We start from the raw sequence: 7663 nt of genomic DNA on the forward strand, positions 1-7663 counted from the left end.
AATCGAATGGCGTTGAGTCCGTCGGTATCTTCCAGGAGGGGAGATCCCTTGCCGGTCAAGTTTGGGCCGAGTTGGCTTTTCAAATTTCCGTCTTGGAAGAACGGTGTTCCAAGGACCCAATGCGCCCGAGGGTCAGGTCCATCGTGCCCAGCGACTGTCGACCAGGAGGTGACAAGCAAGAGAAGGCAGATGCCGGGACGGAGGAACATTGATTGTGTCGAACGCATTGGGTAACTCAAAGAAGAAAGACGGTTCAAGGAAGTGCGAAGCAAGGATGTGATAGTGTTAAGGCTGTTCCACGACTTCACCGCCATCTCGGGTGCCCAAAGCTGAGAACAGTGTCAGGTCAATGGAGTCTGTGATGAAACGAACCGATCCGTCACCCACGCAGAATTGAGCTCCGCCAGTGTGCTGGCTGCCGAAGCTGACTTCATAGGCGCCCCATTCAGGTGAGTCATCTGCCGTGGGGATGTCAATCGGTTTGGCATAGTTGATCGGGACAGCGGTCGACCCGCCCATTTCGGACCAGTCGGTGCCTTCCCAGTTGTCGAAGTCGTCCCCACCAATCGCCCAGTGATCCTTGCGACCCGAGTTGGCTTCTTCTGCCGTGGATGCGATCGAGGCCAGTTCAGGGTCGGGGATGGCTTCACCAAACATCAGGGTATTGGAGAGTCCGTCGATCACGTCGCGGAACTTGGTGGCGCCTCCCATGCCGCCTTGTGCGATGCGAGCTCGCTCGGGAGGACGAGTTTGGATCATGCCGTCGAGTTCGGAGTGGTGTTTGGTGGTTTGGCTGTCGCCCCACGTGGGTTGATTGGCGCGTCCCCATCCCCAAGAAGGTTTCCAGTCATTGGGCTGGATCCCGGTGACAACGGCGAGGTAGTTGGCTGGTGCCCGGGAGGCGACAAACCAAGGCGGCGAGTAGACCGAGGCATCAAAAATGCCTTCGGGGGCGATCGAGGAGGGACAGCGCATAACGCTGATCGGCATTTCGCAGGCGGCCACTTGGCGATCGCGAGGATTGGCGGAGGAAATGTCCGCGTCACTGAGTGCCGTGCCTGCCGCCCAGTTGGTCGATCCAAACGTGAGTGCTTCAAAGAGACTGGATTGTTCACAGTAAGGCATAATGAACGCGCTCCAGTGGCCACCTTCCTGGGCTTCGCCAAGCATTGGCAAGTCTTCGTCGTACGCGGAAGCAAAGTTATGGGTTGCCAAGCCAAGTTGTTTGAGGTTGTTGCTGCACTGCATTCGTCTCGCGGCTTCTCGTGCGGCTTGGACAGCAGGGAGCAGGAGTCCGACAAGAATGCCGATGATGGCAATGACCACTAACAGCTCGACAAGGGTAAAGCCCGGTCGGTGTTGAAGGTAACGACGTTTCATTGAAAAGGTCTCTTGAAAGAAAGTGTAATGAGAACGAAAGGAAGATGGTTCAAGACTGTTTGGATGGGATGTCGAATTCGATGTGGTTGTCAGTGCCCGGGACGACTTCAAATTCGAGCCTCGATTCGCCTCCGTCGCCGTAGGCGGGAGGAACAATGTCTTTCGTGATCAGACGCCGGTCGTCGTCCGTCTTTTCATCGCTGGAACCGACCGTTTGACCGCTTCCGTTGACGATGCATGTGAAGCTGACTCGGTACTTTCCTGCTGCGAGGCCAGTGCCGGCCGTCGAACGAAGGAACAACTTTCCCGTGGCATCTGTTTCGCCAACACCGAGGTTGTATTGCGTGACGTCTTCGTCGACCGGGCGGACATAAACGATCAGACGTTCATAGGGCTTGCCATCAAGCGTGACGTGACCGCTGATCGGATGAAGGGCGGGTTCCGAATCGCAGCCGGTGGCGAGCAAAGAGGTTGTTAAAAGCAACAACGCTGTAAAGGGTTTCATCGAACGAGTGTTTGCAAATGGGGTGGCGGGTCAGGTTTAAATGAGGCGTGATTTATAGATGCTCGATGTGAAGGTGCTGTGGTGAGTTCAGTACGAGTTCGATGAATGTCTTGGGAATCCGTGGATCAAAAAGAGGCCGGTATTGGTGCTGGATCTGGCCCATGAATGAGTTGGGGCTCGATTTTTCATTGATCGTTATCTACCTTTGTTCTCCAGCTAACACCGTCCACGCGAAACAGAAGTTCTCGTCTGGCGTGGTGGCACTGGATCAACGGCATGGAAAACAGCACCGAACGAACGCAAGAAAATTCGACCACGCGAGACACCGCGGACTCCGATTCGAAAGCAACGGTGTCGGCAGGGCAGTCGTCGTCTTTGTTGGGTGCGATTGAATCACCGCAGATTTGGTCGGCGAATCATCTTCGTGGTGAGGTCGGCGGGTATGAGCTTGTTCGAGAGCTTGGCCGCGGTGGCTTTGGGATTGTGTATCTCGCTCGTGATCAAAAGCTAAAACGCGACGTTGCCGTCAAAATCGCTCGTCCAGAAATCGTTCGGGACGCAGTTGCCATTCGGCGATTTCAAGACGAAGCGAGGGCGGCGGCCGGGTTGGATCACCCCGGCATCATTTCCATTTATGACAGCGGTGTTCAGGATGATTTGCACTACTACGTCATGCCCTACTTGGTCGGTCAACACTTAGGCGATTGGCTGGCAAATCAGTCATCTCCAATGCCTGAGAAGCAGGCGGCGAAGTGGATGATTCAGATGGCCAATGCGGTTCAGTACGGCCATGATGCAGGAATCATTCATCGCGATTTGAAGCCGCAGAACATTCTGATGCAGCAGTCGTCGGATGGCGAAACGCGGAGACCCGTGGTGCTGGATTTTGGTCTTTGTGCCAGCGCTGATTCGACTGTCGCGACAACGACCAGGATCGCAGGGACGCCACGTTACATTGCGCCCGAACAAGCGATGTTTGGCAATCGTCGGATCTCACCGAAGAGCGATCTCTATTCGCTCGGCGTGATGCTGTATCAGATGCTCACCGGAACGACTCCTTTGACGCCGGATAATTTTGCCGAGGCCGTGTTGATGCTGCACCATTCGCCGATCGAAGGGCCGAAGAAACATCGGCCTGATCTTTCCGATGCGATGCAAGCGATCTGTTTGAAGTGCCTGAGACGCGATCCGGACCTACGCTATGAATCGGCGGGGGCACTGGAAGCCGACCTGCAGAGATTTCTGAGCGATCAGCCGGTGGAAGCTAGGGCCCCCAGCATCGCAGAGCGTTTCGGGTACGAACTCTACCACGGGCCGCTGGAGAAGATTTTTGGCTGGGCCATCATCGGGATCAATCTCTTGATCTGGGCTTGGGCCGCGATCGGTGGGCTGTTTGTCTGGCAACGTTATTCCGATGTTCCGGAGCTTGTGGAAACGTTGCCGGAGTTTCTGTTCTTCGTCGGGGTGGTCGTGATTCCGTTCCACCTGCTCGGTGCTCACGCCGGATCGTTGATGATCCGTGGGAGCAAGCACTTTTGGTGGCTTGCGATCATGAGCTTCGTTTCGCTGGTTTGGTCAGGCATCCAAGCCACCAACTTATTTTCCAGCGGCACCACGTTGAGAATCTATGAGGGGCGTGTGGTCGCCACGACTTTGGTTTTCCTCGTGATTGCGCCTGCGTTTTTTGTGCAAGGTTGCATGCTTGCGGCAGGGGCCTGGACGGCTTGGCGTCGAAGTCGAGCTAGCGTTTGATTTCGAAGGCGACTTCGTTTTGGCCGTACTTCTTGCCGTGCACGTCTTCCATGGTCAAACGCAAACGATAGCGTCCGGGGGCCAACGAATCCGGCAAGTACATTTGGTAAGCGATGAAGTAGTCACGGAGCTTGTTCTTCGACAATTGCTTGTCGACCGGCAACGATTGGCTGGCAACTCGGCGACCTGATTCATCGAGCAGATCATAGCTGCCTTGCAACATGGTTTCGAACCCTTGATTGCCAGCTTCGTTGGTTGGTTTGGCAACAAAGTTCTCGATCTCGCAGTACAGGATGACTTGTTGGCCTGGATCAAACTGACGTTTGGGGAACGGTTTGATTTGCCCGTACGCTTCAATCTCGGTGCAGAACTCCAAGGACCGAACATCCAGTGAATCCGATGCCGCCGCGAGGAATTCTGTGGCTTGGCGGATTTGAGGCAACGCGGTGCTGAAACGTCGTGAAGGAACCGGGTGCCCGTTGGGATCGATGATCGTCCACAAACCCAGCAGTTGGTGCCGCAGGTACTCTTGTTCTTGAGTCGTCAGTCCTTCCAGTTTGTCGACTGCGCGATCCGGGTCACCCGACAAAACCATCAGGTGACGTTTGATGATTTGACGCCGTTGCTTTTGAGCTTCGGTCTCATTGGGTTCGTCTTGTTCGAGCCTTTCCATCAAGGCGTCGTACAGTTCCGCATCGCTAAGTGACTTCACGTTGATCGCTTGAGCAACGGTGGTCGCCGGTTGGATCACGGGCGTTTGTGAGTCAGCCGACTGGGTGGCAGAAACCTGTTGGACTTCTGTTGGCGAGGCGTCTTGGGTGGTGATGGGATTGATTGGGTTGGAAGCCGATGCAGTCGCGTGGGTGTCATTCGCGACTTTGTCCGAGAGGTTCCAAGAGGCCGAGGCGTCCGACTCTGTTGGAGACGAAGCAGCAGACGACGGGGCGTTTGCGACAGCCGGCGTGTTGGTGTTTGCGACGTTGTCTTGATCGCTCAGTGAAGCACCTTCGAAGACGTCTTCGAGGACTTGATCGGTCAAATTGAATTCGGAGAGCGGTGGAGCCGATTGAGCGACGTTCGCAACCGCGGTCGATTCTTTGGGCGAGGAGGCGGGGAAGTCCTTGGCGGCGATTCGATGCGGAGTCAAACCGCGGTCCACCACTTCGTCTGGTAGATCAGGAAGAGAGTCCAGCGACGCCGCCAATAATTTGTCGATGCCAGCGGGTTGTTGGGTGGGGTGGGCTTTCTTGTAAGACATCGCGACCAAGCGACGAATGGCCTCTCGCTGCACCTCGGGGGGATGATCTTTCAACGCGTCCATGACCATGCTGACGTCGACGCCCGCATAAGTGTCCGGTGAGCCGGTGTTTTCTGACGCCGATGTGGTTTGAGGCGAGGGTGAATCGCTGACGTAGCTGACTTGGCGAGTGTTGGGCGTCATCTCAAGCGACGACGTCTCGTTGGATTGGGCCTGAGCAGCGGCTGCTTGGGCCGGGGTTGATGTGGCGGGACCAGACGCGTTGGGGTTGGTCGGAGCGGTCGCGGAACTCGAGTTTTTGCGAGTGATCGGAGTTTTCGCAGTCGCCAAACGCTGCGGAACCTCTTCCAAATGAGTCTCAGGCAATGCGTCCGCACCCGAGATGAAAATGTCCGACGGCCCCTGATTCGCGTGTTGTTCAATCCCCGAGCGGCCGCTCAACGGCGAAAACAGCCGAGAGCGTTGACAGCCCGTGCTGGTGAATCCGGTGGCCAGCAAAGCGATGGCCAGCCCTGAGCGTGTCAGCGAGGATGGTCGAGTGGACCATTCCGTGAACAGGAGCAGGAGGCGGTGGCGTGGCGCAGACATGAGGAACCTGGCATCGGAGACGGGAGACAATCGACCGGCCAGACGCTACGAAAATCGGCCCTGCGGCAACAACGTCAATTTGATCCACGGTTTCTGAAAGAAATCACTGATTTTCATTGGTTTCCGTGAATTCTCCCCCCAATCGAGCTTGTCCATTTGAGGCATCTCGGTAGGATTCACCGGAGATCGTTGATCGATTGTGGATGCATCGGACCTTCGCGCTGTTGCTAGCAAATGGTCAACCTCGAAGCTCAATGCCATTTCGGATCCAACGCCGAGGATGAGCATGATGGACGAGCATTTCAGTTGAACATGTTTCCTTGCAGTTCCCCTCAGGAGGGGATCGAATGAACAGTCGAGTGTGGTTGGTAGCGTGTGTCTTGATGAGTTCCGTGCTTGGTTCATCTGCAAATGCAGATTGGACCCAGACTGTCTTCCCGGTGAAGTCACACGACTTTGGAACGGTTGCGGTCGCGGCAAAAACGGAATTTCGCTTCCCCGTGGTCAACACGTTCACCTCGGATTTGCATATCCGATCGGTGCGTGAAAGTTGTGGCTGCACCACGGCGATCATTGAAACGGCGACGATCGCTCCCGGCGAAACCGGATCGATCTTGGCTCGCTTCAACACCCCAACGTTTCGTGGCAAACGTGGCGCGACGTTGACGGTTGTCATCGACAAACCGTTCTACAGCGAAATCCAGTTGAAAGTGGATGGTTACATCCGCAGCGATATGGTTTTCCACCCAGGGGCGATCGAACTGGGAACGGTCAACCAAGGCGAACCCAAGTCGGGGGCGACCAAGCTGTTCTACGCGGGACGAAGTGATTGGCAGGTCGTTGACGTTCGGTCCAACACACCATGGTTGGTGCCGACGTTCAAGCAAACCGAACGTGGTGCTGGCAAAGCCAACTACGAATTGTCCGTCGAAGTTCGCGAAGATGCTCCAGAAGGCTATTTCCAAGACGAGCTGATCGTTCAAACGAATGACCGCAGCATGCCCAACGTGCCGTTGCCAGTGAATGGAACCGTTGAATCCGCTCTGTCGATCGCTCCGCAGTCGATCGCGGTGGGCACCATCAAGCAAGGCGAAAGCGTTTCCCAGCGTTTGGCAATTCGAGGACGCAAACCTTTCGCAATTGAGTCCATTGAATGTGAAGGTTGGAAAGTGGACTTTTCGGCTAGCGAAGACGAACGCATGATTCACATGGTCGACCTCACACTGACCGCTGACACCGCGCGAGGAAATCAGCGTGTTCCCATGGTGATTCGCACGCGTGGCGAGAACGCGGTGACCGCGAAAGCGATCGTGACGGCGGACATCGCTGCGGAGCAAGTCGCTCAAGCTCAGTGAGCTCGATCTTTTCAACAGAACGAAGCCTGCGGTCGAAATTCTCGATCGCAGGTTTTTTTATGCCACAAGTGGCACCGCGACGGCATGTGGGGCCGCGTTGGGCAACGTTCGCCCCGGATGGGACCGTCGGTGGGATGTGGTGCGGTGCCTCGTTGACGCGTTTTGAAGTTGCGTTTTTGCGTGAGGCATTGGTTTTTTCATGACCCGATGCGTCAGCGACGAGAGGTCAACATCGTTTTTCCTCGCTGACGCTTCGGGTTTTGAGAAAAACGCATCTTCAAAACTGACGCGTCGGGTTTTCAATTGGACTGGCTTGGAAGCCCATCGGATGACGAGCACGAGCACGAGCACGAGCACGAAGCTAGAAGCTAGAAGCTAGAAGCTAGAAGCTAACTCACACCTGGAGGTCGACGCCGGTTGCGGGGGTCATCCAGGATGCCGTGGGAGCGGTTGCCACGGCGGCACCTTCGGGCTTGGAATCGATGGGGCGAGAGTTGCTGCCGCGGTTGCGGTAGCGTTGGTGGTCCGTCCCAGCTTCGCGATCGGTTTGCTCTCGATCGCCGAAGGCGTTTTGTGCTTGGTCAAATTCTGAAGTGCTGTTGGGATCGGTGGTGACCTCGATGGATTCCAAACGCATGCCTTGCGATTCAAGCTGGGAACGCAATTGAGGCAAATGATCTCGCAACAATTGGCTGGCGGCTTCCGATTCGGTCACCATCCGCCCGCGAAGATTGTTCTCTTGGATGTGCACTTCCAATTGGACGGAACCCAATTCGACCGGCGACAATCGCATGCGAATGTGCCCACCGTTGGGACCAAGTGTTT

6 protein-coding genes and 1 pseudogene are annotated in these 7663 nt (G+C 55.9%); 2 read left to right on the forward strand and 5 right to left on the reverse strand.

All coding sequences use genetic code 11. The features are described from left to right. The 3 genes and pseudogenes from ACF8AM_RS21020 to ACF8AM_RS21030 all read right to left on the reverse strand — a co-directional run. Positions 1–227 (reverse strand): annotated as a pseudogene (locus ACF8AM_RS21020) (metallophosphoesterase); the annotation flags it as partial. A gap of 58 nt (positions 228–285) precedes the next feature. Further along, the gene (locus tag ACF8AM_RS21025) at positions 286–1380 is read right to left on the reverse strand and encodes a DUF1559 domain-containing protein (protein ID WP_392557533.1); all 1095 of its coding nucleotides are present in this window, start codon (positions 1378–1380) and stop codon (positions 286–288) included. 49 nt (positions 1381–1429) lie between these two features. Beyond that, positions 1430–1885 carry a hypothetical protein gene (locus ACF8AM_RS21030; protein ID WP_392557534.1) on the reverse strand — a complete coding sequence of 152 codons (456 nt, stop codon included), beginning with the start codon at positions 1883–1885 and terminating at the stop codon, positions 1430–1432. Positions 1886–2161: 276 nt separating this feature from the next. Here ACF8AM_RS21030 and ACF8AM_RS21035 point away from each other — a divergent pair, with 276 nt between their 5' ends. Then, complete coding sequence (locus ACF8AM_RS21035) at positions 2162–3637, forward strand: protein kinase (protein WP_392557535.1); 1476 nt, start codon at positions 2162–2164, stop codon at positions 3635–3637. Here ACF8AM_RS21035 and ACF8AM_RS21040 read toward each other — a convergent pair. Continuing rightward, entirely contained in the window at positions 3627–5483 is a 1857-nt protein-coding gene (locus ACF8AM_RS21040; protein ID WP_392557536.1) for a hypothetical protein, read from the reverse strand. The genes ACF8AM_RS21035 and ACF8AM_RS21040 overlap by 11 nt on opposite strands. 347 nt (positions 5484–5830) lie before the next feature. On the opposite strand from ACF8AM_RS21040, the gene ACF8AM_RS21045 reads away from it, so the two are divergent. Then, on the forward strand, positions 5831–6838 hold the full coding sequence (locus ACF8AM_RS21045; protein WP_392557537.1) for a DUF1573 domain-containing protein: 1008 nt from the start codon (positions 5831–5833) through the stop codon (positions 6836–6838). A 394-nt stretch (positions 6839–7232) separates the two neighbouring features. On the opposite strand, the gene ACF8AM_RS21050 is transcribed toward ACF8AM_RS21045, so the two are convergent. Next, the coding region (locus tag ACF8AM_RS21050) for a flagellar hook-length control protein FliK (protein ID WP_392557538.1) at positions 7233–7663 on the reverse strand (431 nt) is incomplete at its 5' end.

This window comes from Rhodopirellula sp. JB055 (assembly GCF_043100905.1).
Taxonomy (GTDB): Bacteria; Planctomycetota; Planctomycetia; order Pirellulales; family Pirellulaceae; genus Rhodopirellula.

Coding starts and splice junctions, on each gene's coding strand:
- ACF8AM_RS21040 (WP_392557536.1), bottom strand. CDS start 5,483: ATGTCTGCGCCACGCCACCGCCTCCTGCTCCTGTTCACGGAATGGTCC.
- ACF8AM_RS21030 (WP_392557534.1), bottom strand. CDS start 1,885: ATGAAACCCTTTACAGCGTTGTTGCTTTTAACAACCTCTTTGCTCGCC.
- ACF8AM_RS21025 (WP_392557533.1), bottom strand. CDS start 1,380: ATGAAACGTCGTTACCTTCAACACCGACCGGGCTTTACCCTTGTCGAG.
- ACF8AM_RS21045 (WP_392557537.1), top strand. CDS start 5,831: ATGAACAGTCGAGTGTGGTTGGTAGCGTGTGTCTTGATGAGTTCCGTG.
- ACF8AM_RS21035 (WP_392557535.1), top strand. CDS start 2,162: ATGGAAAACAGCACCGAACGAACGCAAGAAAATTCGACCACGCGAGAC.